General features: G+C 47.1%; 20 protein-coding genes and 2 pseudogenes. 17 read left to right on the top strand and 5 right to left on the bottom strand.

The features are described 5' to 3' along the window. Positions 1-320 precede the first annotated feature (320 nt). The 7 genes from tet(Q) to DBK98_RS06725 all read left to right on the top strand — a co-directional run bounded on the left by tet(Q) (position 321) and on the right by DBK98_RS06725 (position 12,128). Positions 321-2,246 carry a tetracycline resistance ribosomal protection protein Tet(Q) gene (tet(Q), locus tag DBK98_RS06755; protein ID WP_004291466.1) on the top strand — a complete coding sequence of 642 codons (1,926 nt, stop codon included), beginning with the start codon at positions 321-323 and terminating at the stop codon, positions 2,244-2,246. Then, complete coding sequence (locus tag DBK98_RS06750) at positions 2,246-4,564, top strand: ATP-binding protein (protein ID WP_004291467.1); 2,319 nt, start codon at positions 2,246-2,248, stop codon at positions 4,562-4,564. Before tet(Q) ends, DBK98_RS06750 begins: the two co-directional genes overlap by 1 nt. After that, the gene (locus DBK98_RS06745) at positions 4,557-5,879 is read left to right on the top strand and encodes a sigma-54 dependent transcriptional regulator (RefSeq protein ID WP_004291471.1); all 1,323 of its coding nucleotides are present in this window, start codon (positions 4,557-4,559) and stop codon (positions 5,877-5,879) included. Before DBK98_RS06750 ends, DBK98_RS06745 begins: the two co-directional genes overlap by 8 nt. 279 nt (positions 5,880-6,158) lie before the next feature. After that, positions 6,159-6,581, top strand: coding sequence for a dihydrofolate reductase family protein (locus tag DBK98_RS06740; RefSeq protein ID WP_004291474.1), 423 nt, complete (start codon positions 6,159-6,161; stop codon positions 6,579-6,581). Between the two features lie 238 nt (positions 6,582-6,819). After that, on the top strand, positions 6,820-7,425 hold the full coding sequence (locus tag DBK98_RS06735) for an RteC domain-containing protein (RefSeq protein ID WP_004304269.1): 606 nt from the start codon (positions 6,820-6,822) through the stop codon (positions 7,423-7,425). Positions 7,426-7,726: 301 nt separating this feature from the next. Further along, positions 7,727-8,857 (top strand): ATP-binding protein, encoded by a 1,131-nt coding sequence (locus DBK98_RS06730; RefSeq protein WP_004291480.1) that lies wholly within the window; start codon positions 7,727-7,729, stop codon positions 8,855-8,857. A 16-nt stretch (positions 8,858-8,873) separates the two neighbouring features. Next, the gene (locus DBK98_RS06725) at positions 8,874-12,128 is read left to right on the top strand and encodes a P-loop NTPase fold protein (protein WP_004291481.1); all 3,255 of its coding nucleotides are present in this window, start codon (positions 8,874-8,876) and stop codon (positions 12,126-12,128) included. A 131-nt stretch (positions 12,129-12,259) separates the two neighbouring features. Here DBK98_RS06725 and DBK98_RS06720 read toward each other — a convergent pair. The 5 genes and pseudogenes from DBK98_RS06720 to mobA form a co-directional block, all read right to left on the bottom strand. Further along, positions 12,260-13,570: pseudogene (locus tag DBK98_RS06720) on the bottom strand (TraM recognition domain-containing protein); the annotation flags it as partial. A 92-nt stretch (positions 13,571-13,662) separates the two neighbouring features. After that, on the bottom strand, positions 13,663-15,318 hold the full coding sequence (gene ltrA / locus DBK98_RS06715; protein ID WP_005815604.1) for a group II intron reverse transcriptase/maturase: 1,656 nt from the start codon (positions 15,316-15,318) through the stop codon (positions 13,663-13,665). A gap of 626 nt (positions 15,319-15,944) precedes the next feature. After that, positions 15,945-16,664, bottom strand: a pseudogene (locus tag DBK98_RS06710) (YWFCY domain-containing protein); the annotation flags it as partial. Positions 16,665-16,694: 30 nt separating this feature from the next. Continuing rightward, a complete protein-coding gene (mobB, locus tag DBK98_RS06705) occupies positions 16,695-17,942 on the bottom strand; it encodes a conjugal transfer protein MobB (RefSeq protein WP_004291483.1) in 1,248 nt (415 codons plus the stop codon). Beyond that, complete coding sequence (gene mobA / locus DBK98_RS06700; RefSeq protein ID WP_004291488.1) at positions 17,921-18,349, bottom strand: conjugal transfer protein MobA; 429 nt, start codon at positions 18,347-18,349, stop codon at positions 17,921-17,923. Before mobA ends, mobB begins: the two co-directional genes overlap by 22 nt. Positions 18,350-18,770: 421 nt before the next feature. Between mobA and DBK98_RS06695 the strand changes: the two genes are divergently transcribed. From DBK98_RS06695 to traJ, 10 genes are all read left to right on the top strand, one after another. Next, the gene (locus DBK98_RS06695; protein WP_004291492.1) at positions 18,771-19,820 is read left to right on the top strand and encodes a ParA family protein; all 1,050 of its coding nucleotides are present in this window, start codon (positions 18,771-18,773) and stop codon (positions 19,818-19,820) included. Between the two features lie 2 nt (positions 19,821-19,822). Beyond that, entirely contained in the window at positions 19,823-20,263 is a 441-nt protein-coding gene (locus tag DBK98_RS06690) for a DUF3408 domain-containing protein (protein WP_004291503.1), read from the top strand. Between the two features lie 2 nt (positions 20,264-20,265). Next, the gene (locus DBK98_RS06685) at positions 20,266-20,619 is read left to right on the top strand and encodes a DUF3408 domain-containing protein (protein ID WP_004291505.1); all 354 of its coding nucleotides are present in this window, start codon (positions 20,266-20,268) and stop codon (positions 20,617-20,619) included. Positions 20,620-20,635: 16 nt separating this feature from the next. After that, entirely contained in the window at positions 20,636-21,364 is a 729-nt protein-coding gene (locus DBK98_RS06680) for a hypothetical protein (RefSeq protein ID WP_004304280.1), read from the top strand. A 201-nt stretch (positions 21,365-21,565) separates the two neighbouring features. Next, on the top strand, positions 21,566-21,883 hold the full coding sequence (locus DBK98_RS06675) for a DUF4134 domain-containing protein (RefSeq protein ID WP_002560983.1): 318 nt from the start codon (positions 21,566-21,568) through the stop codon (positions 21,881-21,883). A 10-nt stretch (positions 21,884-21,893) separates the two neighbouring features. Continuing rightward, positions 21,894-22,226, top strand: coding sequence for a DUF4133 domain-containing protein (locus DBK98_RS06670; RefSeq protein WP_004291514.1), 333 nt, complete (start codon positions 21,894-21,896; stop codon positions 22,224-22,226). Continuing rightward, positions 22,223-24,727 (top strand): TraG family conjugative transposon ATPase, encoded by a 2,505-nt coding sequence (locus tag DBK98_RS06665; RefSeq protein ID WP_004291515.1) that lies wholly within the window; start codon positions 22,223-22,225, stop codon positions 24,725-24,727. The genes DBK98_RS06670 and DBK98_RS06665 overlap by 4 nt, the downstream gene beginning before the upstream one ends. Positions 24,728-24,767: 40 nt before the next feature. Beyond that, entirely contained in the window at positions 24,768-25,148 is a 381-nt protein-coding gene (locus DBK98_RS06660; protein WP_004291516.1) for a DUF3876 domain-containing protein, read from the top strand. Positions 25,149-25,171: 23 nt separating this feature from the next. After that, complete coding sequence (locus tag DBK98_RS06655; RefSeq protein ID WP_004304283.1) at positions 25,172-25,801, top strand: DUF4141 domain-containing protein; 630 nt, start codon at positions 25,172-25,174, stop codon at positions 25,799-25,801. A gap of 3 nt (positions 25,802-25,804) precedes the next feature. Continuing rightward, positions 25,805-26,809 carry a conjugative transposon protein TraJ gene (gene traJ, locus DBK98_RS06650; RefSeq protein ID WP_004291518.1) on the top strand — a complete coding sequence of 335 codons (1,005 nt, stop codon included), beginning with the start codon at positions 25,805-25,807 and terminating at the stop codon, positions 26,807-26,809. Positions 26,810-26,811 lie beyond the last annotated feature (2 nt).

Raw genomic sequence — 26,811 nt, 5'->3', positions numbered from 1 at the left:
TTGGCCAAAATAAACGCTATACCGAGAGAGAAACTTGATTTTTCAACTTCCTAAAACGGTGTTGTTCAAACATTTCTACTTATTTGTACTTGCCAGTTGAACCTACGCTTCCCTAATAAAATGTCTATGGTAAAAAGTTAAAAAATCCTCCCACTTTTGTTAGATATATTTTTTTGTGTAATTTTGTAATCGTTATGCGGCAGTAATAATATACATATTAATACGAGTTAGTAATCCTGTAGTTCTCATATGCTACGAGGAGGTATTAAAAGGTGCGTTTCGACAATGCATCTACTGTAGTATATTATTGCTTAATCCAAATGAATATTATAAATTTAGGAATTCTTGCTCACATTGATGCAGGAAAAACTTCCGTAACCGAGAATCTGCTGTTTGCCAGTGGAGCAACGGAAAAGTGCGGCCGTGTGGATAATGGTGACACCATAACGGACTCTATGGATATAGAGAAACGTAGAGGAATTACTGTCCGGGCTTCTACGACATCTATTATCTGGAATGGAGTGAAATGCAATATCATTGACACTCCGGGACACATGGATTTTATTGCGGAAGTGGAGCGGACATTCAAAATGCTTGATGGAGCAGTCCTCATCTTATCCGCAAAGGAAGGCATACAAGCGCAGACAAAGTTGCTGTTCAGTACTTTACAAAAGCTGCAAATCCCGACAATTATATTTATCAATAAGATTGACCGTGCCGGTGTGAATTTGGAGCGTTTGTATATGGATATAAAAACAAATCTGTCGCAAGATGTCCTGTTTATGCAAACTGTTGTCGATGGATCGGTTTATCCGGTTTGCTCCCAAACATATATAAAGGAAGAATACAAAGAATTTGTATGCAACCATGACGACGATATATTAGAACGATATTTGGCGGATAGCGAAATTTCACCGGCTGATTATTGGAATACGATAATCGCTCTTGTGGCAAAAGCCAAAGTCTATCCGGTGCTACATGGATCAGCAATGTTCAATATCGGTATCAATGAGTTGTTGGACGCCATTTCTTCTTTTATACTTCCTCCGGCATCAGTCTCAAACAGACTTTCAGCTTATCTCTATAAGATAGAGCATGACCCCAAAGGGCATAAAAGAAGTTTTCTTAAAATAATTGACGGAAGTCTGAGACTTCGAGACGTTGTAAGAATCAACGATTCGGAAAAATTCATCAAGATTAAAAATCTAAAGACTATTTATCAGGGCAGAGAGATAAATGTTGATGAAGTGGGTGCCAATGATATCGCGATTGTAGAAGATATAGAAGATTTTCGAATCGGAGATTATTTAGGTGCTAAACCTTGTTTGATTCAAGGATTATCTCATCAGCATCCCGCTCTCAAATCCTCCGTCCGGCCAAATAAGCCCGAAGAGAGAAGCAAGGTGATATCCGCTCTGAATACATTGTGGATTGAAGACCCGTCTTTGTCCTTTTCCATAAACTCATATAGTGATGAATTGGAAATCTCGTTATATGGTTTGACCCAAAAGGAAATCATACAGACATTGCTGGAAGAACGATTTTCCGTAAAGGTCCATTTTGATGAGATCAAGACTATCTACAAAGAACGACCTATAAAAAAGGTCAATAAGATTATTCAGATCGAAGTACCACCCAACCCTTACTGGGCCACAATAGGGCTGACTCTTGAACCCTTACCGTTAGGGGCAGGGTTGCAAATCGAAAGTGACATCTCCTATGGTTATCTGAACCATTCTTTTCAAAATGCCGTTTTTGAAGGGATTCGTATGTCTTGCCAATCTGGTTTACATGGATGGGAAGTGACAGATCTGAAAGTAACTTTTACTCAAGCCGAGTATTATAGCCCGGTAAGTACACCTGCTGATTTCAGACAGCTGACCCCTTATGTCTTCAGGCTGGCTTTGCAACAGTCAGGTGTGGACATTCTCGAACCGATGCTCTGTTTTGAGTTGCAGATACCCCAAGTAGCGAGTTCCAAAGCTATTACAGATTTGCAAAAACTGATGTCTGAGATTGAAGACATCAGTTGTAATAATGAGTGGTGTCATATTAAAGGGAAAGTTCCATTAAATACAAGTAAAGACTATGCCTCAGAAGTAAGTTCGTACACTAAGGGCTTAGGCATTTTTATGGTTAAGCCATGTGGGTATCAAATAACAAAAGACGGTTATTCTGATAATATCCGCATGAACGAAAAAGATAAACTTTTATTCATGTTCCAAAAATCAATGTCATTAAAATAATGGAGCGGTCAGGAAATTTCTATAAGGCAATACGGTTGGGATATATACTTATCTCCATTCTTATCGGATGTATGGCATATAATAGCCTCTATGAATGGCAGGAGATAGAAGCATTAGAACTTGGCAATAAAAAAATAGACGAGCTCCGAAAAGAAATAAACAATATCAATATTCAAATGATAAAATTTTCTCTATTGGGTGAAACAATACTGGAATGGAACGATAAAGATATCGAGCATTACCATGCACGGCGTATGGCAATGGACAGTATGCTCTGCCGTTTCAAGGCCACCTATCCAGCAGAGCGCATCGATAGTGTGCGCAGTCTTTTAGAGGATAAGGAACGACAGATGTTCCAGATAGTCCGGTTAATGGATGAACAACAATCTATTAACAAGAAGATAGCCAATCAAATTCCGGTTATTGTACAGAAAAGTGTGCAGGAACAGTCCAAAAAGCCAAAACGAAAAGGTTTCTTAGGCATATTCGGCAAAAAAAAGGAAGTAACTCCAGCAGTATCAACCACTATCCTTCATTCGGTCAATAGAAACGTAATCAGCGAACAGAAAGTGCAGGATCGCCAATTGTCGGAACAAGCCGACAGCCTTGCAGCTCGTAATGCAGAACTTAACAGACAACTGCAAGAATTGATTTGCCAAATAGAAGAAAAGGTACAAACCGAACTGCAAAGCCGGGAAAACGAAATAGTTGCCATGCGTGAAAAGTCATTTATGCAAGTAGGCGGTTTAATGGGATTCGTTCTTCTATTGTTGTTAATTTCCTACATCATCATACATCGTGATGCAAAAAGCATTAAACAATACAAGCACAAGACAACTGATTTGATAAGGCAACTGGAACAATCCGTACAACGGAACGAGGCACTGATAACGTCAAGGAAGAAGGCGGTACATACTATCACCCATGAACTGCGCACACCGCTGACAGCAATAACAGGCTATGCCGGACTGATACGGAAAGAACAGTGTGAGGATAAGTCCGGGCAGTATATCCAAAACATACTGCAATCCTCCGACCGTATGCGGGATATGCTTAACACTTTGCTTGACTTCTTCCGCCTGGACAACGGCAAGGAACAGCCCCGTCTGTCACCCTGCCGGATTTCAGCAATCACGCACACACTTGAAACGGAGTTCATGCCTGTTGCCGTGAACAAAGGGCTGTCCTTGTCCGTGAAGACTGGACACGATGCCATTGTATTGACCGACAAAGAGCGAATAATACAAATCGGGAATAACCTGCTGTCAAACGCTGTCAAGTTCACAGAAGAAGGCGGTGTTTCTTTGATTACTGAATATGATAATGGAGTTCTGACACTGGTCGTTGAAGATACAGGTACAGGCATGACAGAAGAGGAACAGAAACAAGCGTTCGGTGCGTTTGAACGTCTATCAAATGCCGCCGCAAAGGAGGGTTTCGGGCTTGGGCTTGCCATAATGCGTAATATTGTGTCGATGCTTGGCGGAACAATCCGTTTAGACAGCAAGAAAGGGAAAGGCAGTCGTTTCACAGTTGAAATTTCTATGCAGGAAGCTGAAGAACAGCTTGGATATACAAGCAATACACCTGTTTATCATAACAATAAATTCCATGATGTTGTCGCCATTGACAATGATGAGGTATTACTTCTGATGCTGAAAGAGATGTATTCCCAAGAAGGAATACACTGCGACACTTGCACCGATGCTGCGGCACTGATGGAAATGATACGCCAGAAAGAATACAGCCTGTTGCTGACAGACTTGAATATGCCCGATATAAACGGTTTCGAATTGCTGGAACTGTTGCGTTCGTCCAACGTGGGCAATTCACCAACAATCCCGGTGGTTGTGGCAACCGCTTCGGGCAGTTGTAACAAAGGGGAACTATTGGCAAAAGGCTTTGCCGGATGCCTGTTCAAACCGTTCTCCATATCGGAACTGATGGAGGTTTCCGACAGGTGTGCCATAAAAGCGACACCGGACGGGAAACCGGACTTTTCCGCCTTATTGTCCTATGGCAATGAAGCCGTCATGCTGGAAAAGTTGATAACTGAAACAGAAAAGGAAATGCAGGCGGTACGGGATGCAGCAAAAGAAAAAGACCTGCAAAAGCTGGATTCCCTGATCCACCACCTGCGCAGTTCGTGGGAGGTGCTCCGTGCCGACCAACCGCTGAATGTACTTTACGGATTGCTTCGTGGCGATGCTCTCCCGGATGGTGAAGCGTTAAGCCATGCCGTGACTGCCGTGCTGGATAAGGGAGTGGAAATAATACGGTTGGCAGAAGAGGAAAGGAGAAAATACGAAGATGAATAAGACAAAAATAATTGTGGTGGAAGACAACATCGTGTATTGCGAATATGTCTGCAATATGCTGTCACGGGAGGGCTACCGCAATATGAAGGCTTACCACCTCTCAACCGCGAAGAAACATCTGCAACAGGCAACAGATAATGATATCGTGGTTGCCGACCTGCGTCTGCCTGACGGCAGTGGCATAGACCTTTTGTGCTGGATGCGAAAGGAGGGAAAGATGCAGCCCTTCATCATTATGACCGACTACGCCGAAGTTAATACCGCCGTGGAAAGCATGAAACTCGGCTCGATAGACTATATTCCCAAACAGCTTGTGGAGGATAAACTTGTCCCCCTGATCCGTTCCATACTGAAAGAACGTCAGGCAGGACAACGCCGTATGCCTATATTCGCCCGTGAAGGTTCCGCCTTTCAGAAAATCATGCACCGCATAAGGCTGGTAGCCGCCACCGATATGAGCGTGATGATATTTGGTGAGAACGGCACGGGCAAGGAGCATATTGCCCACCTGTTGCATGACAAGAGCAAACGTGCAGGCAAGCCATTTGTGGCGGTGGACTGCGGTTCACTCTCCAAAGAGCTTGCACCGTCGGCTTTCTTCGGACACGTCAAAGGTGCATTTACAGGTGCGGACAATGCCAAGAAAGGATATTTCCATGAGGCGGAAGGCGGCACGTTGTTTCTGGACGAGGTAGGAAACCTCGCGTTGGAAACCCAACAGATGTTGCTCCGTGCCATACAGGAGAGGCGGTATCGCCCGGTCGGAGACAAGGCAGACCGGAATTTCAATGTCCGCATCATCGCTGCTACCAATGAAGATTTGGAGGTATCGGTGAATGAAAAGCGTTTTCGGCAGGATCTTCTGTACCGCCTGCACGACTTCGGGATAACCGTTCCTCCGTTGCGTGACTGTCAAGAAGACATTATGCCGCTGGCAGAGTTCTTCCGTGATATGGCAAACAGAGAGCTGGAGTGTAGCGTGAGCGGGTTCAGTTCCGAAGCACGTAAAGCGTTGCTGACACACGCATGGCCGGGCAACGTGCGGGAACTTCGGCAGAAAGTTATGGGTGCTGTATTGCAGGCGCAGGAAGGTGTTGTCATGAAAGAGCATCTGGAACTTGCCGTGACGAAACCGACCTCTACTGTCAGCTTCGCCTTGCGCAATGACGCGGAGGATAAGGAGCGGATATTGCGTGCGTTGAAACAGGCAAACGGCAACCGGAGTGTCGCCGCAGAACTGCTCGGCATAGGCAGGACAACACTATACAGCAAACTTGAAGAGTATGGACTTAAATATAAATTCAAGCAATCATAGCCCGTAATTCACTGAATTTGGCTATCTTTGCATAACATTTGAGAAAAACGGCGATTGGCAGGAGCTTTTCGCCGCCAACATATAGGATAAGACCGCAAGGCGTTTCAAGCGAAAATCTGGTAAATTGGAACTACGGAGACGATTGCGTGATGCTTATGCTATGCTTACGCATAGCGTGCATTCACGTACTCTCCGTAAAGGCTTTACCAGAGCCATCGCTTGAAGGTAGTGTGAATTGCACGCTACTTTTTTACCCTTGCCTAACGAAAGGAAACGATTATGGGTAAAGTTCAGATTCTCGCCGTACTGACGATGGACGGATGTCTTTCTTCAGAGTTATATGATAAAGCACATCAGGATTTGTGCCTTGACCGTTGCGGTCTTGATGAAATCAGGAAGAAAGCCTTTTACCGTGTGACACCGGACTATTCCATTTCAATGCTGCACGAATGGAGAAAAGACTGCACAAACATCCGTTACCTCGCGGAAGCCACACCGGACACGGCAGACTATATAAACGGACTGCTGCGGATGCACGCTGTGGATGAAATCATACTATACACCGTTCCTTTCATATCCGGAAGCGGACGACATTTTTTTAAGTCGGCTCTGCCAGAGCAACACTGGACGCTTTCCTCTTTGAAAAGCTATCCCAACGGTGTATGTCGCATTATCTATATCCTTGATAAAAAAGCAAGATAGCCAAAATGTGCGGCAAGCATACATTTCTATTTTCAGGAATAGAATAAATGTTCCGATTACAAACAATTTAAGTCGGAGATAATTTGTCCTTGTGAAAAAATACTGAATTTTATACCTCTGAAATCCAGCACTTTGTAAAATTGAGTGTTGGATTTTTTATTTTCTGCCGCGTTTTTTGCCAATTATATTCATGTGCGCACGCAGAAAACAAAGTGTAATTTTCAAAATTGACAGAACCATGAATTATTTCTTGCTGGCGGAAACCGACTTTTTCCGCCTGATAAACGAAGCCGGCGACTGCAATATGGAAACGGCATACACGGCTTTCGCCACCCAAGTGATCGAACTGTGCAACGGCGGCATGGACATGAACCTTACCGTCATCGCGCTTGCCTACATCGAAATCGAGTTGCAGCACCATCCCGTACGTAATCTGTCAGAAGAAAAAAGAGAGATTGCCGCCTACGTCAGCAAGGCTCTGTCTTTCGTAAGAAAGATGCAGAAATTCCTTGCCACGCCCCAAGTGCCACCACTAATATCCGCCAACAACGCAACAGAAACCACCGCCAGCCTTCTTCAATGGACGGGCAATGCCATCGACCTCGTGGAACTTATCTACGGCATAGACGTGATGGGCTGCATCAACAACGGCAATATGCCGCTCAAACAGCTCGCCCCACTTCTCTATAAGATATTCGGGGTTGATTCTAAAGACTGCTACCGCTTCTACACTGATATCAAACGCCGGAAGAACGAAAGCCGCACCTATTTCATTGACAGGATGCAGGAAAAACTGAACGAGAGAATGTTGCGTGATGAGGAGTTGGAGCGGATGAGAAAATAAAAAAATATCCATTACATATGAGAAGACAGGAATACTCGTATCCTGTCTTTTTATTTTCATTTAATTATATATTAATTAGCACAATATATGTGAGTTTTTCATTCCTATAAGGACAAATTTCAGAAACGTATGTCTGGTAAATTATTGAGTCATCATAGTATGAACATATATCATTACTAAAAACAATGAAACAACTTCCATAAGATTGTGGTTGTAAAAATCGCCATTTAATAGCCCGTTTTTTTTGTAAAATTCGCCAATTAAAAAAATATGATTATCTTTGCATTATATTTTATAAGGTATGGAAACAGTAAATAGAATACTTCAAGAGAAGATTACAGCACGAATCGCGCCCAATAAAGCAGTACTGATTTTTGGTGCTCGCCGTGTTGGTAAAACGGTAATGATGCGTAAAATTGTGGACAACTATTCAGGTAGGACGATGATGCTCAACGGCGAAGACTACGACACATTAGCACTATTGGAGAATCGCTCAATAGCCAATTATCGGCATTTATTGGATGGTATTGATTTGCTGGCTATTGATGAGGCACAGAACATACCACAAATCGGTAGTATTCTGAAGTTGATAGTTGATGAAATACCGGGAATAAGTGTCTTGGCAAGTGGTTCTTCGTCATTCGATTTGCTGAATAAGACTGGTGAACCGTTGGTCGGCCGCAGTACGCAATTTCTCCTTACACCATTCTCGCAACGGGAAATCGCACAGACGGAAACGGCACTTGAAACCCGCCAGAACCTCGAAGCGCGCTTGATTTACGGTTCCTATCCCGAAGTAGTAATGATGGAGAACTATGAACGTAAAACAGACTACCTACGTGATATTGTCGGTGCATACCTGCTTAAAGATATCTTAGCAATTGACGGCTTAAAAAATTCGAGCAAGATGCGCGATCTACTGCGATTGATAGCTTTTCAGTTGGGCAGCGAAGTTTCTTACGAAGAGTTAGGTAAACAACTCGGCATGAGCAAGACGACCGTTGAAAAATACCTCGACCTATTGGAAAAGGTCTTCGTTATCTATCGTCTGGGGGCTTATTCGCGTAACCTACGCAAGGAGGTTACAAAAGCTGGCAAGTGGTACTTCTACGACAACGGCATTCGCAATGCCATTATCGGGGCTTTCTCACCGCTGGCCATTCGGCAGGATGTCGGTGCGCTGTGGGAGAACTACATCATCGGAGAGCGGCGCAAAGCGAACTTCAATGAGGGACTGCACAGGGAGTTCTATTTCTGGCGCACCTACGACAAACAGGAAATCGACCTGATTGAGGAGAGTGCCGACAGTCTTACCGCCTTGGAGTTCAAGTGGGGAAATAAAATGCCGGCCGCACCGAAAGCCTTCCAAGAAGCCTATCCCTATGCCGAGTTTCATGTGGTAAATCGGGAGAATTATTTGGAGTTCGTATAATCAATAAATTACGTATATGGAAACAAAACTACAATCCAAACAGCAATATCCGCGGTTTATCCAAAATAAACCGTGTGGTATTGACAAATTCGATGGAGGTTCGCAAGAAAGGTTGGCAAAAACTATTGCTCGCCATTTTTGTCAGAATGATTCATTGGATGAGGAATGTACTTTACCTCGAATTATCGGCATCGAAGGTATTTGGGGATCTGGAAAATCCAACGTGGTTAAAATGTTGGAACGTGAATTATCAGACGACTATTACTTTTTTGAGTATGACGCATGGGGACATCAAGAGGACTTGCAACGCCGCTCTATATTGGAATTGCTTACAAGCAAACTTATTGATGATGGTATCCTATCTGGAAATGCAACAATAAAAGTCAAAGGTGGAGGTACGAAAACCGTATCATGGTCTGAAAAGCTGAAATATTTATTAGCCCGTAAAACGGAGACCGTAACCGAAAAATATCCCCTTATCAGTAATGGTATGGTTGCGGCATTTTTGGTTGCAGTTTTAACTCCGATATTTACATTTATTGCGTATGCAGTAAAACCTACACCCACAACATGGTGGTTTTCTTTATTGTCTATTATCATAGCTGCACTGCCAGTTCTTATTGCATTGTGCGTTTGGAAATGGGCATATAGCAAAGATCATAAATATGGATGGAGTTATATGTTAGCTATTTATCAAGATAAAGTCGAAAAGGACGTTTGCTATGAGACTTTGAGCGAAGACGAACCAACGGTTTACGAGTTCAAAACATGGATGCAAGACATTTCTGATTTTATCAAGGAAAAAGGACAACGTAAATTAGTCCTTGTTTTTGACAACATGGATCGTCTCCCCGCTGAAAAAGTAAAAGAATTATGGTCTTCTATCCATACGTTCTTCGCCGATAGCGGTTTTGAAAATGTTTGGGCTGTTATTCCTTTCGATGAAACACATTTAGCTTGTGCATTCGGAGATGAGACCGACGAACAAACGAAACAACTGACCAAGTATTTTATCAATAAAACTTTCCCTATTGTTTATCGTGTTGCTCCTCCTGTTATTACCGACTATCGAAGTATATTCAACAAACTGTTTGTTGAAGCATTTGGAGAAACAGAAAATGAAGCGAAAGAAACTATAAATCGGATATTCAGATTGGTAAATCCTAATGCCAATGTTAGGGAAATTATATCATATATCAATGAGATGGTCGCTCTTAAACAAGAGTGGTGTAACGAAATTTTGATGATAAACATAGCATTGTTCTGTTTGAAGAAGACGGATATTCTGGCAAATCCAGTAGAACAAATATTGTCCGGCGACTATCTGAATGGCATTCAAACAATAATTAACAATGATCTGCAAACACAACGCGAAATTGCAGCTTTGGTATATGGTGTCGATGTTGAAGATGCTCGACAAATTCCATTGAAAAAATATATTGAAGGCTGCATCAACGGAGAAGAAGACCACGACATAAATCAATATGCAGAGACTAATAAACAATTTGACACTGTATTAGAAGAAGTTATACAATGTATGGACAATGCGCTTATCGATAAGATTATACATTGTTTGCATAAATTAACTCGAAAGAGCGATGTTATTCTGCGTGTATGGCAAAGAATAGCACAATTGAAATTAAAAGAATCCATAGAGAAGCAGGTGTTCCCTGTCGAATACCAAGAACTGCTGTTGCATTTAGACACGGAAAGCCAAAACCATGTGATTGCTCAATTATATAAGAAGATAGTTCGGTTCAATGACTTCAATGGCGGCGACTATTTCAAAACGTTAGATGCAATAGACAGGTTTATTGCGCAAAATAAGTTGGCGTGCGATTTTACGTCATTGATTGAAGCAAAAACAGTCAAGCCAAATACATTTATCGATTATATTCAAGCTGCAAATGCAACAGATGCTGCCTATCGGGATAACGCGACAACTAAAGCATATAAATATTATCAAGTAGCAACAAATTCGGAGGCGCTCGATAATTATTTGGCAAACTTACTACCCGATAATTTCGACCATGCAGATATTGTAAAAACGTTAAAAGATAATTCTACCTATACGTTTCCAACGCTTTTGCAAGCGATCACGAATTGCATTGATGAACAGAATGTAAATAAAGATAATATAGGGGCTATATTTACAACCTATCGTTTATTGGCATCTGACGAAGAAAGACCTTTACCTGTAACGTTAGATTCAACCTACATAAATCAGTTGCATTCTGAATTAGAAACTGATGGCCGAAACATTAAAGAGTCTGGATATTACGATTTAGTCGCCATGCAATTGGCACATGGTCATTCCGTTTCCTTAATAGAGGGTGGAGATATAAAATATGTTGCAGAACTCATGGACTATTATGTGGATCATGGAGACTTATTAGTAAATAGTGTGGGATGGAATATACCGCTATTAAATGAAACACTACAATACATGGTAAATCATAAACTTGGCTATAAATTATTGCTCTCAGACATATTGCCCCAATTTGAAGATATTAAGAACAGAATAGGTGTAACGGATGAGGTATTTATCGAGCATTTAGCAGAGTGGAATACCGATTTGGATAAGTATATCACTAAGAACAATATTAAAGATGTAATTCCTGACGCATCTTTTTACGATTTGACCACTAAAATAAGCAATGTCCTGACCGATCATATCAATAAAATAGCGTTCGAAGCGTTGTCTGAAATAAGTGTTGATACATTATACGCCCAAAGAACAGCACATACATCATATTATTGGTTTGTCGCAATAAAACATTTACTGGCTAAAATCAAATCCTTGCCAGATAACTTGACTGAATTTGGCAAAAAGATTCTGATGGATATTGCTTCTGGAACTCAAAGTTTGAATCCTTTCCCTAATTGTTTCAAGAATATAGTTGAAAGATTGGATAAACGAAAAATTAAATCGACAGTTACCGATATAAGAAATGATTTCTGCATCGGTAAAAAGACTATCAATGCAATAAAGTTTCAATTTTTCGAAACATGGCTTAGATCGCATGGTAATTTGAAAAGTCAAGCTGGAGACGTTATTGATAAAATAGTGAAACCTGTAATTTCCGATGGGGCATGCCGTTCATTGATTCTGCAAAACAAAGATTTTTATATGGATTTAATAAATACAGCAGGGGATGATGCTTATGAATTGAAAAAGAGTCTCCGAAACCTCATACAAAAAGATTCAGATCCGCAATTGGTTAAATTTGTCAATTCGATAGATTCAGTACCTGAGGTTGAAACCGCGTAAGTATTTGTCTAACAAGTCCGAATTTTACGATTTTACCCGTCAGAACTGAAGTGCCCCCCAAAAAAATTGTATCCAACTTTTGGGGGTCACTTCAAACTTCGATAGGGATAATTTTCAATTTTGGGGACTTGTTAGACAGTCTCATTATCTGGTAGCAGTTTACACAGCACCGGATCGTTTTTGATACGCTCCAGTTCCTCCTGCACAATCTGCTTCACCTCTTCCTTGATGCGCCGGTAGTTCGCCTGCACCGTTTCCTTCATGCGGTCGTTGCCGTCCTCGTCCGTGAAGTTTGTAATGACGGGAATTTTCTTGTAGGCACTTTCTTCCCGTTTCACCTTTTCGGCATCCACCACAATCTCGCAATGAAAAATCTTCTGCTCGATACGCTCGTTGAAGTTGTCGGATACAGAACCGACAAACATTCCCTGCGTAAGCCCGGAAATCTTACTCGGTGGAATGAGCGCGTCCATCTGCGTGTTGATGGAGGTGGAAACATCCTGCCGGTTGATGGAGATGGACTGCCGTTTCTGCAACACCTTACCGAACCGCTCGGAGAGCGTCTTGGCTGTTTCCCCCACCACCTGACCGGAGAAAATATTGCCGACAGTGTTCATCACCACTTTCGCCTCTTTGTCCCCGTAGTCACGCACTAACTGGCTGAAATCCTGAAAGCCCAGACACACGGCAACCTTGTTGCTTCGGGCGGTAGCTATAAGATTGTCCAACCCTTTGAAGTATATTGTGGGCAACTCGTCGATGATGACCGATGACTTCAGCATCCCCTTCTTGTTGATGAGCTTCACGATACGGGAATTATACAGACCGAGTGCCGCACCGTAGATATTCTGACGGTCGGGATTGTTACCCACGCAGAGGATTTTCGGCTCTTCGGGATTGTTGATGTCCAGCGTAAACTCGCTGTCTGACATCACCCAGTAGAGCTGCGGTGAAATCATCCTCGAAAGCGGGATTTTTGCCGACGCTATCTGACCCATGAGCTGCTCCGCAGCCCCTCCAAGCCACGCATCCATGAACGGCGAAAGGTAGTTCTCCAGCTCCGGATAAGAGGTCAGTATCGGAAATATATCCTCGTAACGGCGGTTCAGAAACTCGATAGCATGGGGAAACGTGCAAAACTTCCCGTTCTGATAGATTTTGAGATACCAGATAATACTGGCAAACAGAATGATAGGTGACTCCACGAAGAAGTCGCCCTGCTTTTGCACCCACGTTTTATTGAGGTTGAGCATTATTGTGTAGGCACTCTCATAGGCATCCGTAATATCTTCCATAAAATCCGGGTGAATGGGATTGCACCGATGAGAGCGTCGCGGGTCGTCGAAGTTGATCACATAGAACTTCGGCTTTACCTTGTAGCCGTCCGGGTGGTTCAGCAAATGGTTGTAGGCAATAGTAGATAGGTCGGGATCGGGTAGGTCGGCACCCTTACGGGCGCTTTCCCCCCTAAGAACCGTACATGATAGTTTCCCATCATACGGCTCAAGCAATTCAATACTTCTATGAAGCACGCTCATGAAAGTCCTCCTTTCTTGTTAAGAGATTTACAACATGTTTCATGTGCAAGATGCAGTTTGGATATACCATCCACGTTCAGCATCACCGTGCGCCACGGTGTGTCTTTGGTTATGGGTTCTCCACATAATGGACAGCATTGGTTCTGTCTTTCCCACATGAATATGAGGGATTTCCTTCCTTTCAAACTTTCTTTCATACGAATAAGATTTCTGTCAAGGAAGTAATCATACCATTCCGCATCATACGGATTTGCATCCCCTTTTATTTGGGGATATTTTGTAATCTTGGTATCAAACAGACGAGTTAGAAGGATATGTGTATTTCCCTTAGGACTGTCTTTTGCGATACCAAAACACCAATCACGATTATTCACACGATGAAAATACCGATTTTTAATCCATCCAAGAGATTTGTTTGAATGGCGTCTGAGACACCATCTCCAAATCATATTGAATATCTTTTGGTCGGTTTTCCTAAAAGTTTCTGAGGCTGCGCAATACCGATAGTACATTGACCATCCCGTCAATATTGGATTCAGCATCATAAGTATTTCCTCTTGTTTTACTGCTCTGTGCGATTTCAATAGAACCTTCACCTTTTCGGTGAGTTTCTTTACACTTTTCTTTGACGGTTTTGTCAGTAGTGTACCATTATATTTGCGAACATTGAATCCGAGAAAATCAAAACCTTCCGAAACATGGGTTATAACTGTTTTTTCTTCTGACAGTTCCAGCCCTCTTTCTTGGAAGAATTCGACTAGAATAGGTTTTACCTCGTTTTCCAAGATTTCTTTAGATGCACCTGTAATGATAAAATCATCGGCATATCGTATTAAACTCACTTTGGGATTATATGCAACACCATTACGGGTTGTTTGCTTGAATCCCGAAAGAGCCTTTTCGATACCGTTCAGAGCGATGTTAGCAAGAGTTGGCGATATGATTCCACCTTGTGGTGTACCTTCTTCCGTTGGGAAAACCTCTCCTTTGAAGACAAATCCGCATTTCAACCACTTACGGAGTATTTCTTTATCCATAGGGACATTGTTTAGAAGCCAATCATGGCTGATGTGGTCAAAGCATCCCTTTATATCTCCCTCTAAAACCCACTCGGGTGAGTAAGAACGAGATAAGAGGGTATGACAACGAATCATGGCATCTGCACAACAGCGATTCTTTCTGAATCCAAATGAATATTTGTCCGAAATGGTTTCTGCTACAGGGTCAAGTGCCATTAGGTACAATGCCTGCATTGCGCGGTCTGTCATTGTAGGAATGCCCAAAGGGCGAAGTTTACCATTACTCTTTTTGATATTGACTCTCTTTAACGGTTGAGGTTTGTAGCCTCTTCTCTTAAGTGTAGCAATGGCTCTGTATTTTCTTTCAGGTGTTGTCCATAATGTTTTGTCCACCCCCGAAGTTTTTGAGCCACTGTTAGAGGTCACTCGTTTAACTGCCAATGCCTTGGCATAAAACGAGTGGGTAAGTGTCCATTGCAAAGCTTTCACTTTACCATACTTACCTTCTTTCTGAGCTTTTACAATACGCGCTTGAAGCTTCTTGACCGTTTCCTCCGCCTTGTTCCAGTCTATACTGGTCCAACTTTGGTTTCGGTCAGAAGGCGCACACTTAATATTTCTATTTTCGTTCATTTGCTTTCCTCCTTTAAGAAGTTCTTTAAGTTATCTTGTAAAAGAATTACCTAGTGGAAGTCTGCCCACTTTCGTGGAGGATGATGTTGTCAATGACACACGTGACATTGGCTTAATCCTTATCCATTCCGTTACAGAATGGCATTCGCTTTTTCCACAATCTTATACCTACATACCATTCGGCATTCCTTGCGGTCTGCTTACCCTTTGTGGGAGATATATAGGCTTACCGAGTTCCATGTTGATGCCAAACCAATGGGTTAGGTTCTGTCTCTCAGCCGGCGGTTCTGATGTTCGTGCATTCCCAAAATTCACAGAAATGTCCAACCGCTTTACCTTTTGGTTCAAGCCTATCAGCGTTGTTTGGCTTGTTCGACTTAACGACCTTTAAATAACAGTTCGCTTGCGCTAACCATACCATTGAGCCAAGCCCCCAGACTGCATAACGCTTGCGGTCGTTGAAATTCCCTCACGGTTCATTCTTCCCCTTTCGGGAGGGTTACCTTTTCAGAGCAGCTTAGCACAACTGATGTCGCACCTGCTCTTAGGCTACTATTGACGAAACAATAGGTTTAATCAGAGTTTAACTCAGTTAAACAGCCATCAACATGACTTGCTCGTCACACATACTTGAAATCGTAGATGTATTGACTAAAGCCCTTTTCAATCTGTTGCTTGATAAAATTGTTTACCACGGCATAGGACTTGCCGCTGCCCGGCGTACCCAACACGATGGACGCACGGAAGGGATTAACTACATTGATCCAACCGTTGTTCCAGCGTTTCCTGTAATAGAAACGTGTCGGCAGATTGACCGAATACTCGCTTTCGATAAGCCTCGTTTCCTGCATGAAACTCTCGTTCTCGTTGTTGAAAACATCCTCCATCAAATTGTGTTTCAACAGGCGGCTCATCCACAGACCACCCATCAACAGGCAGACATAGCCCGTTCCAATGGTAAGGACATACAGTCCCGTCACCGCTTCAAGCGGCAGCGGCAGGGGCAGCAACCACCAGTTCAGGAAAAACAGCACGAACCCGACGGCAAATGCTGTCCAGATTCTCCCCCAAGTGATTTTCTCACCCTTGACACCCTTCGTACCCAGACAGGACAAGGCAAGCAAAAGGACGGAAAACAGCTTCGTGTAGAGAATGGAATGGAACAGCCCCGCCGTGCGGTCGAAGTTCAGAAGGATTTTGTCCACCACGCCGATGTTCACGCCCCACAGCCGGATGGCTTCGTAGCAGAACCAGTACACGTTCATGACCACTAAAATGATACTCACGGCACGCAGAAAATCCATGATTTTCGCCAATGCCCTCAAATCGTCTTCTTGTTGTGACATACATTGATTTTTTAATTGTTGATACTCTGATTACATACCCAAGCCCTTGCGTTTTTTCTTCTTTTTGCGCTTCATCGCCCGGATGAAAGCCTCTTCCTCGGCATCTACCGCCGGACCTTCGGGAGTGAGCAAGCCCATACCGCCCGATATATCTTCACTGTCGTAGGCGGTCTGCCCGTGTGCCTTGTCCGCAGCATCCACAGGGATGGATAGCGGTATCGGCGGTTGTCCGGCGTATGGCAGGGTGAAGTGTTCCTGCAAGGCATTCGCCGAAAGCTCCTTACCCATGCGCGAACCGTTCAGCACGCATCCCGTGCGGTGGTCGATGAAGGTAGCCCCATAGATGCGCCCTTCCTCTGTGTAGCGCAGTACGGTGTCGATGCCCTTCTCTTTGAGTTGGGATACAAATTTGTCCTTGTCATAAGTGCCTTGCAGCACGGAAAGGACGGTGCGTTTCGTCATGTCTGCCAGTTTCCTATCCTTGATTTCCGATTTGGAACGGACAAACTTCTTCTGTACGGCTTCATAGCCTGCGGACTTCCCGAAAAGCGAGGATTTGAACGGGTTGCCCACCTTGTTACCCTTGTCGTCCGTGACGGAATAGACCAGCCCGTGATACTCCCGTCCGCGCACGTTGCCCCTCGCTTCCTCCACCGTCATATTATATAAGGAAAGGAGCGCACGGTATTCGCCCATCGTCTGGAAACGGTACTGCCCATTCAGAGCCTTCACGGTGTTGCCTACCTGCTTCTTCACATCACCTGCCGATGCGGCCACCTTGCGCAACGGATTATCCAATCTCTGATTTTTACGTTCTGCCGGATGCAATCCGTACTTCTGTTCCAGTTCCCTGCGGATACGGTCGCTGCGGCGGTAGAGAAAATCCCGGTTGAGCCTTTTCCCGTTCTCGTCCACGTTGACCGTCACGATGTGCAGGTGGTGGCGGTCGATGTCCTCGTGCTTGAATACAAGATAAGGCTGGTTTCCGAAACCGAGTTTTTCCAGATACTCGCGGGCGATATTCTGCAACTCAATATCGGTCAGCACATCCTCCGGGTGCGGGTTGAGAGAGATATGCACCACCGGCTTCTCGATCTTCATCTGCGGTGGCAGGAAGGTGAGAAAACCCTCCATCGCCTTGCCTATGTCCACCGTTCCCGAACCGTCATTGTAGATGCGGTTGGTGGTGAGAAGCCGCCCCTGCGCCTCGTTAATCTTCTCCCCGTTGTAGGCAATCGCGCCGTACAACGAACTTCCTACACTGATTTTTGCGACCATTTTGCCTCCATTTCCCTTGAAAGTTCCACAATCCGGCGGCTCAGTTTCACGAGTTCGACGGTGTGTTGCTCTAATTTGTAGAGCAACGCCATCGCCTTTTTCTCTGAAAAATGCAGCCTCAGTTCCTTCACGACTTGGTTGTAATTCGTACCCACGGCACGGAATTGTGCATGAAAATCCGACAGTTTGGTGTAATAGTCCACCAACGTCTTGTCCACCTTCAGCACCTTGAACGGTTGCCCGAAGAAGTGCGCTTTGAGGAAAACAGACCGTGCATAGACACCCGATTTTCCGAACATGGCGAGGAAACGGTTGTGTTCCTCCTCGTTGAAACGGACGGTGTACCGGTACACCGCCGGATCAAGTTTGGGATTTCTCCCTGATTTGCTTTTCCTTTTCTCTTTCATATTACTTTGGATTTAGCGGATTGACGGCATAAGCCGCCGCTTCGGATTACAGCACCGCAGTTCTGAAAGGCTTCCCGACTTCGGAGGGAAAGCCCGCCCCCTGCAAGGGCAAGTGCTTTTCGTGGCTGCTCAAAATATTTTGAGCGGCTGAAAAGACATCTTGCTATGTTCAGGTGAACATAAAAATCCGTCAGGGGACGGATTGGGAAAATACCTTTCAGGACTCCGGGCCGCGCGTCATCGGCGAACCCTGCTGTCCGGGTGCAAAGTTACGCCCTTAAAGCGGTATCGGACAGATGCTTGACCCGGTCAATGACTGCCAACCGGCGCAACGTGCCGCCACTTGCCGGAGAAGTGATACAGGTTCCAAAATATACTTGTTTATTTGCAGCATGATTCAAGAAACGAACGATTTGAAGATATGATAAACGGAACATTCAAATACCCGGAAATCCGCTTCTTCGGATACTTGCCGAAACGGATACCCGAACCGTCGGAAACCCGGTTCTCCGACAATTCGGTGACGTATGGATTCAATGACTTCATGACGCAATGTCGTCAATCACCATTTGTCCGACGCACCGCTTCACCACAGAACCGGATACGCGACGACCCGCCTGCGTGTGTAGTCACGGAAGCGGATGGTGCGACAGCCAAATCCGTATGGAAACAGAAAAACAAATCATCAACAATTAAAATAAATGGAACTATGAGTAAGGAAATCTTCGTTGCATTCGCAACACAGAAAGGTGGCATCGGCAAATCCACTGTCACGGCACTTGCCGCCAGCTACCTGCACAACGTGAAAGGCTACAATGTCGCCGTCGTGGACTGCGACGACCCGCAGCACAGCATCCACGGGCTGCGCGAACACGAAATGGGGCTTATCGACAGCAGCACCTACTTCAAGGCTCTCGCTTGCGACCATTTCCGCCGGATCAAAAAGAACGCCTACACCATCGTCAAAAGCAATGCGGTGAACGCCCTCGACGATGCCGAGAGGATGATTGCCACTGAGGACGTGAAACCCGACGTGGTGTTCTTCGACATGCCCGGCACACTCCGAAGCAACGGCGTGATAAAGACGCTCTCGCAGATGGACTACATTTTCACTCCGCTGAGTGCCGACCGCTTTGTCGTGGAGAGTACCCTGAAATTCGTCACGATGTTCCGCGACAGGCTGATGACTACCGGACAGGCGAAAACAAAGGGGCTGCATCTGTTCTGGACGATGGTGGACGGCAGGGAGAGGAACGACTTGTACGGCATCTACGAGGAAGTGATAGCCGAAATGGGCTTTCCGGTACTTTCCACCCGCTTGCCCGACAGCAAGAAGTTCCGCCGTGACCTTTCGGAAGAGCGCAAGAGCGTTTTCCGCTCCACCATCTTCCCGATGGACACGGCACTGCTGAAAGGGAGTGGCATCCGGGAGTTTTCCGAAGAGATAAGCGACATCATCAGACCGCAGTGAGCATGGGCAGCAGGAAAGTGAACACGGAAGGCATCGACGAGGAACTGCTGTTAGCCTCCATCGGGCGGCGCACACAGGACGGGACACTGCGCCCCGCACAGGAAGTACCCGCAGCTGCACCGACCGAAGAGGACACCGCCGCACCGGAACCATCTCCTGTGCAACCCGTAACACGGGAAAAAGCGCAGAGGGAAAGTGGACGCCGGAAAAGGCAGGACGAGGACTACAACGAGCTATTCCTGCGCCGCAACGAGATAAAGACCCGCCAATGTGTCTATATCAGCCGTGACGTCCACGGCAAGATCCTCAGAATCGTGAACGACATCGCCGGAGGGGAAATCTCAGTAGGCGGATATGTGGATACCGTGCTGCGCCAGCATCTGGAACAGCACAAGGAGAGAATCAACGAACTGTACAAGAAACAACGTGAAGATCTGATTTGAAAATGGAAAAAGAAATGACACCGAATGAAAAAAGACCACAGCAAGACTGCGGAGGTATGTTTACCCAAGTGCAGGCGAGTGTGGAAATACTGTCGCCTGTCCCGGTAAGCGGCAAATGCAGTGAGAAGGACTATGAACGCCTGTTCATCCGCGACCCGGAAGTAAAGGCACGTGAGGGGAAGATGGCGTATGTGCGCCCGGAGTACCACGAGCGTATCATGCGTATCACCCGTGTAATCGGGCATGACCGGCTTACGCTGTCCGCTTACATCGACCATGTGCTGACGCACCACTTCAACCAGTGCGAAGATGCGATAAAGAGCCTTTATGCCCGAAATTACAATTCAGTATTCTAACCAAAAACGGAAGGATATGAATTACACAATCAGCATGACAGACATTCTGCTGGCGGTATCGGTCGGCTGCAACCTCTGGTTCCTGTTCCTGCTCCTTTACGAGCGCATCATGGACACGCGGATTGTCCGCTTCTTCAAGGGCATTGTCGGATTATGGCGGTCACTGGACGGGAATGAGGCTAAACGCATAGCGGCACACGAGGAAGTCCCTGCGGAAAAGGCGGACATCATCGGCAAGAGCCGTTTCAGGATGGCATCCACCCGGACAACCGCTGCCATACCGACGCAAGAAGCCGCCACTATTGAAAAAGGCATTGAGCTGTCGGAGGAAGAGGCTACTTTTGACGACGGAAAAACGGGAAACGCATCCCGCCCGGCACAAGTCCCGGAGGAAAAACTCGATGAGACCTTCACGAGCATACCGCCGGAGGAACTGGGATACGGGGACGACGAACCGGAAGAGGACGCCTCGGACACGCCACGGGCTTCGGGCAGCAGCTTTGACGAGATTGACGACGCCTGCAAGACCGCCAAAAACCCGGACGCGACACAGGCGGAACGTGAAAAGGCGGCTAAGGTGTTCACCGACATGGAGGGCACGGAGTTGTACGAGAAAATGATGGAAGGCTCTTCGGAGATAGGCATCCGCATCAAGGGGCTTATCGAGATTCGGCTGAAGAAATCTGAAAAGGAGTTCGTCGTGCCGGACAACATCGAGGAGTTCGACATTCGCAACTATGTATGACAACAATAAAAGAAATGAACATGAAAGAATGACATCAACCCACGCGGCGAGGAAACGCAAGGCGCATCCCCATCCGCAACGGACACGCCCACGTCCGTGGAAACAAACGGGCATCCACTAAAACCAAAGTAAAGAAACAAAGTATCAACCGCCCGACAAAGGACCATCCACCCTTTTGACGGCAAAAAACAAGAACAGTTTATGAACAAGAACATCTTGAAAAACAGAAAAGCAATCCTCTCCGCGGCACTTGTCATCGCCGCAACCGCCTCCGCTTTCGCGCAGGGAAACGGCATCGCGGGCATCAACGAAGCCACCTCTATGGTGAGTTCTTATTTCGACCCCGGAACTAAACTGATATACGCCATCGGTGCAGTCGTCGGGCTTATCGGGGGCGTAAAAGTGTACGGCAAGTTTTCATCGGGCGACCCCGACACCAGCAAGACAGCCGCCTCGTGGTTCGGCGCGTGCATCTTCCTGATTGTTGCCGCCACCATCCTGCGCTCATTCTTCCTTTAATAAATAATGTATGGCTGAATACCCAATCAACAAGGGTATCGGCCGTCCGGTAGAGTTCAAGGGCTTGAAGGCACAGTACCTCTTCATCTTCTGCGGAGGTCTGCTGGCTCTCTTCGTCCTGTTCGTCATCCTCTACATGGTCGGTATCGACCAGTGGATATGTATCGGCTTCGGCGCGGCATCGTCCTCCCTCCTTGTATGGCAGACCTTCGCGCTGAACGCCCGGTACGGTGAACACGGGCTGATGAAATTAGGAGCGGCACGGAGCCATCCCCGATACCTTATCAACCGGCGGCGGATAACCCGTCTGTTCAAACGACAACGAAAGGAAGAAAGACAATGAGGAATACATCGAAAATGACAACACTGGAAAACAGGTTCCCACTTTTAGCGGTGGAGCATGGCTGCATCATCTCAAAGGACGCCGACATCACGGTGGCTTTCGAGGTGGAACTACCGGAACTTTACACCGTGACGGGTGCGGAGTACGAGGCGATACACAGTTGCTGGTGCAAGGCTATCAAGGTGCTGCCGGACTACTCCGTCGTCCACAAACAGGACTGGTTCATCAAGGAACGCTACAAACCGGAGCTTCAGAAGGACGACATGAGCTTTTTAAGCCGCTCTTTCGAGCGTCACTTCAACGAGCGTCCGTACCTGAAACACACCTGCTACCTCTACCTGACCAAGACAACAAAGGAGCGTAACCGGATGCAGAGCAATTTCAGCACGCTGTGCCGGGGACATATCATCCCGAAGGAGCTGGACAGGGAAACCACGACCAAGTTCTTGGAAGCCTGCGAACAGTTCGAGCGCATCATGAACGACAGCGGGCTTGTCAGGCTGCGCCGCCTCTCCACCGATGAGATTGTGGGTACTGAGGGAAAGACGGGACTTATTGAACGCTACTTCTCGCTCATGCCGGAAGGTGACACCACCTTGCAGGACATCGAGCTTTCGGCAAGGGAGATGCGCATCGGCGACAACCGCCTGTGTCTGCACACCCTCTCCGACGCGGAAGACCTGCCGGGCAAGGTGGCTACCGACACCCGTTACGAGAAGCTCTCCACCGACCGGAGTGACTGCCGACTGTCATTCGCCTCCCCGGTGGGGCTTCTGCTCTCCTGCAACCATATCTACAACCAGTATGTGCTGATAGACAACAGTGAGGAAACCTTGCAGAAGTTCGAGAAGTCCGCCCGTAACATGCAGTCGCTATCTCGCTATTCAAGGAGCAACAGCATCAACCGCGAGTGGATAGACCAATACCTGAACGAAGCCCATTCCTACGGACTGACCTCGGTACGGGCACACTTCAACGTCATGGCGTGGAGCGACGATGCGGAGGAACTGAAGCATATCAAGAACGACGTGGGCAGCCAGTTGGCAAGCATGGAATGCGTGCCGCGCCACAACACCATCGACTGCCCGACACTCTACTGGGCGGCGATACCCGGCAATGCGGCGGACTTCCCGGCGGAAGAGAGTTTCCACACCTTCATCGAACAGGCGGTGTGCCTGTTCACAGAGGAAACCAACTACCGCAGCTCGCTCTCGCCCTTCGGCATCAAGATGGTGGACAGGCTCACGGGAAAACCGCTGCACCTTGACATCTCCGACCTGCCCATGAAGCGAGGTATCACGACCAACCGCAACAAGTTCGTGCTGGGTCCTTCGGGCAGCGGCAAGTCTTTCTTCATGAACCACCTCGTGCGCCAATATTATGAGCAAGGCGCACATGTGGTATTGGTGGACACGGGAAACTCCTATCAGGGCTTGTGCGGCATGATCCGACGCAAGACAGGCGGAGCGGACGGTGTGTATTTCACCTACACGGAAGATAAGCCCATCAGCTTCAACCCGTTCTACACCGACGATTACATCTTCGACGTGGAGAAGAAGGACAGCATCAAGACCCTGTTGCTGACGCTCTGGAAGTCGGAGGACGACAAGGTGACAAAGACGGAGAGCGGCGAGCTGGGCAGTGCCGTGAGTGCCTATATTGAGCGCATCCAATCCGACCGTAGCATCGTGCCGTCGTTCAACACCTTCTACGAGTATATGCGTGACGACTACCGCAAGGAACTGGCACAGCGTGACATCAAGGTGGAGAAGTCCGACTTCAACATCGACAACATGCTCACCACCATGCGGCAGTATTACCGGGGCGGGCGTTACGATTTCCTGCTCAACTCCACGGAGAACATCGACCTGCTCGGCAAGCGGTTCATCGTCTTCGAGATAGATTCGATTAAAGAAAACCGCGAACTGTTCCCCGTCGTGACCATCATCATCATGGAAGCCTTCATCAACAAGATGCGGCGGCTGAAAGGCGTGCGGAAACAGCTTATCGTGGAAGAGGCTTGGAAGGCCCTCTCATCGGCGAACATGGCTGAATATCTGCGCTATATGTATAAGACGGTCAGAAAATATTACGGCGAGGCAATCGTGGTGACGCAGGAGGTGGACGACATTATCAGTTCTCCGGTGGTCAAAGAGAGCATTATCAACAACTCGGATTGTAAAATCCTGCTTGACCAAAGGAAATATATGAACAAGTTCGACCAGATACAGGCGTTGCTCGGACTGACGGAAAAGGAGAAGTCGCAGATACTCTCCATCAACATGGCGAACAACCCTTCACGGCTCTACAAGGAGGTGTGGATAGGCTTGGGCGGCACGCAGTCGGCGGTCTATGCCACGGAGGTCAGCGCGGAAGAGTATCTGGCGTACACCACCGAGGAAACGGAAAAAGTGGAGGTTTACCGTCTGGCGGAGAAGCTGGGCGACGACATCGAAGCCGCCATCCGGCAGCTTGCCGAAAGGCGGAGAAACAAGGAATAACTAAAAAACAGAATGTATCAACCAAAAAAGAAAAACGCGTATGAATTTACCAAAAGTGAAAATGCTGCAAGTCAGCAAGTGCCTTATCGGATTGGCGGTCATGATGCTGCAATCCTGCGACGTGGCCGACAACCGCCGCGACATGCTGTGCGGGAACTGGGAGAGCGTGGAGGGAAAACCTGACGTGCTTATCTACAAGGAGGGCGAAGCCTACAAAGTGACGGTGTTCCGTCGTAGCGGTCTGCGCCGCAAGCTCAAGCCGGAAACCTATCTCTTGCAGGAGGAGAACGGCAACCTGTTCATGAACACCGGCTTCCGCATCGACGTGTCCTACAACGAGGCCACGGATGTGCTGACTTTCTCGCCAAACGGGGACTATGTGCGGGTGAAGCCGCAGCCGGGACATCCGACCGAAGAATAACAACCACTAAAATCCAAAGTAACATGAGAACAAGAATAACAATGATTATCTGCCTGTGCCTGCTTTTCGCGGGCAGGGCAAGCGCACAGTGGGTCGTAAGCGATCCGGGCAATCTAGCGCAGGGCATCATCAATGCCTCCAAAAACATCATCCATACCTCCAAGACCGCCACGAACATGGTGAGCAACTTTCAGGAGACGGTGAAAATCTATCAGCAGGGCAAGAAGTATTACGATGCCCTCAAATCGGTGAACAATCTGGTCAAGGACGCCCGCAAGGTGCAGCAGACCATCCTGATGGTGGGCGACATCACAGACATCTATGTGAACAGTTTCCAACGGATGCTCCGTGACGGGAATTTCAGACCCGAAGAGCTTTCCGCAATCGCTTTCGGCTACACGAAACTGCTGGAGGAAAGCAACGAAGTGTTGACGGAACTCAGGAACGTGGTGAACATCACCACGCTCTCCATGACCGACAAGGAGCGCATGGACGTGGTGGAACGCTGCCACTCGAAGATGAAGCGTTACCGCAACCTCGTGAGCTACTACACGAACAAGAACATCTCCGTGAGTTACCTGCGTGCGAAAAAGAAGAACGACCTCGACCGCATCATGGGGCTGTACGGGAACATGAACGAAAGATACTGGTAGCCTATGAAGTTCGACAACCTTCATCAGATTTTACGTTCACTTTATGAGCAGATGATGCCGCTGTGTGGGGACATGGCTGGTGTGGCGAAAGGCATCGCCGGGCTGGGTGCGCTGTTCTACGTCGCCTACCGGGTATGGCAGTCGCTGGCGAGAGCTGAACCGATAGACGTATTCCCGATGCTCCGTCCTTTTGCCATCGGTCTGTGCATCATGTTCTTCCCGACTGTGGTGCTGGGCACGATAAACAGCATCCTCTCACCCGTCGTACAGGGCACGGCAAAGATGCTGGAGGCGGAAACGCTGGACATGAACCGATACCGGGAGCAGAAGGACAAACTGGAATACGAGGCGATGGTACGCAACCCCGAAACCGCCTACCTCGTGTCCAACGAGGAATTTGACAAGCAACTGGAGGAACTCGGCTGGTCGCCCTCCGACATGGTGACGATGGCGGGAATGTATATCGACCGGGGAATGTACAACATGAAGAAGAGCATCCGCGACTTCTTCCGCGAGATACTCGAACTGCTGTTCCAAGCCGCCGCCCTCGTGATAGACACCGTCCGCACCTTCTTTCTCGTGGTGCTGGCGATTCTCGGTCCGATAGCCTTCGCCCTGTCGGTATGGGACGGTTTCCAAAACACGCTCACGCAGTGGATATGCCGCTATATACAGGTCTATCTGTGGCTACCGGTATCGGACATGTTCAGCACCATACTGGCGAAGATACAGGTTCTGATGCTGCAAAACGACATCGAGCGGATGCAGGCAGACCCGAACTTCTCGCTGGATTCGAGCGACGGGGTGTATATCGTATTCCTCTGCATCGGCATCATCGGCTACTTTACCATTCCCACCGTTGCGGGCTGGATTATCCAAGCCGGAGGCATGGGCGGTTACGGTCGCAACGTGAACCAGATGGCGGGACGAGCCGGAAGCATGGCGGGCAGCGTGGCGGGTGCAGCCGCAGGAAACGCAGTCGGACGTGTCGGCAAATTGCTGAAATAATC

This window comes from Bacteroides sp. PHL 2737, assembly GCF_004115325.2.
In the GTDB taxonomy this organism is placed as follows: Bacteria; Bacteroidota; Bacteroidia; order Bacteroidales; family Bacteroidaceae; genus Bacteroides; species Bacteroides hominis.
This window is presented reverse-complemented; position numbering and strand designations above follow the sequence as displayed.